General features: G+C 40.5%; 1 protein-coding gene and 1 pseudogene. Both read right to left on the minus strand.

What is annotated here, in order from left to right; genetic code table 11:
- Nucleotides 1-510: CNNM domain-containing protein (locus ACLNCN_RS04885; RefSeq protein WP_424844749.1), on the minus strand; the 510-nt coding region annotated here is incomplete at its 3' end.
- A gap of 267 nt (nucleotides 511-777) precedes the next feature.
- A pseudogene (gene endA / locus ACLNCN_RS04890) lies at nucleotides 778-1,189 on the minus strand (DNA-entry nuclease EndA); the annotation flags it as partial.

The raw sequence follows: 1,189 nt of genomic DNA on the forward strand, positions 1-1,189 counted from the left end.
AGTCAAGCGACTCAAGAGATTGGTAGATGCAGATAAGAGCCAAACAAAGGGACTAACTAGTTTCCCAAGCCCAATGATAACTGGCGCTGTACGAATCGCCAAGGCATCCTTTAGATTAAGAGCGATTCTTTTAGGATACAATTCCCCAAAAACGATGGAAATATAAGTCAAAAATGCTAAAGATAGAAAACTTGCAACGGCATAAGATGTTTCACCATTTCCAAGCCAAGATGCAATTTCTCGTCCCAGAGTGTCTGCCAAACTCGCCCCTGATAAGATCGTAATCAGGGTAATCCCTACTTGAATGGTTGATAAAAAGTGGTTAGGATTTTCTAGTACCTTCAGCAGACGGATATAGCGTCTATCTCCTTCTTCTGCCTTTTGTTCAACCCGCGCACGGTTAAGTGAAACCATGGCCATTTCTGTGGCTGAGAAAAAAGCATTTAACACTGTCAAGATAAACAATAAAACAAATTGTAGCAACAAATTCTGACTACTTGGGTCTTCCATAGTTCTTCTCCTAAAATAGTATCTTACCCTTTATTATATCACAAAATATAGTCCAGTACATATTATTTTTTCTCATACTCTTCGAAATTCACTTTAAACCACGTCAGCTTCATCTGCAACTTCAAAGCTGTGCTTTGAGCAACCTGTGGCTAGCTTCCTAGTTTGCAATTTGATTTTCATTGAGTATCATTGTATATTGTAGCCCTGCTTAAACTAGTAAAAAAGAACTCCTATATCCACAAGTGACATAGGAGTTTATGTTATCTTTTACTGAGTTACCGTTACTTCTCCAGTTCGGTAATCCAGTTGAAGTCCCTTTTGAACATTGGGAACTAGGACATTAAATTCCAATTCTCCGTCTGAAGACTTGGCTTCAATCTGTGAAGCTGAAGGAACTAAATCCTCGTTTGAAGCATAATAAAGAGTTACACGGTAACGGACACGCTTGTTTTGGTCCAAGGCCTTACGTACCATGCTTTCATAGTAGTTTTGACCAGTCGAATCCTCGGCTTGAGCCTGATTTGCCCAGGCTGTTTGAACAGCAATGTTTTTAGGATTGCTTGTCGAGGCATCAAAACCATCCAAGCCACCGATTAAGGCATAGCCTAACAAGTGACCTCTATCGACCGCATGGGTATAAGACCCCTTTAGATTCTTAACCTGATGCCAGCCTGGAGGA

The organism is Streptococcus sp. CL8.13, from assembly GCF_049737895.1.